Source organism: Erwinia sp. PME.40.26/001 (assembly GCF_055556675.1).
The window spans coordinates 1-317 of the sequence record NZ_JBVHNP010000074.1 but is presented as its reverse complement, the minus strand read 5'-3'; the positions used below and the strand labels follow the sequence as shown (position 1 = coordinate 317).

The window sequence follows — 317 nt, the reverse complement described above, 5'->3', positions numbered from 1 at the left end:
GACGACGTCGTCTTCGGGGATGCCAACCAGGCCGGGGAGGACAACCGGAACGTCGCCCGTTTCGGCGCGCTGCTCGCCGGCTTCCCGACCACCGTCACCGGGACGACAGTGAACCGGCTCTGCGCGTCGTCGCTCGAGGCCGTGATCCAGGGGTCGCGTGCGATCGAGTCCGGCGACGCCGACATCGTGCTCGCCGGTGGCGTCGAGTCCATGAGCCGCGCGCCATACGTCGTGGAGAAGGCTGCGAAGCCGTTCCCGGCGGTCGGCAACGCGACGATGTGGAACACCGCGATCGGCTGGCGCATGACGAACCCCGC

At 70.0% G+C, this 317-nt stretch carries 1 protein-coding gene; it reads left to right on the top strand.

The features are described 5' to 3' along the window. Positions 1 to 317, top strand: a 317-nt coding sequence (locus tag ACZ3HG_RS23285) for a thiolase family protein (RefSeq protein ID WP_465334688.1), incomplete at both ends; no start/stop codon positions are given.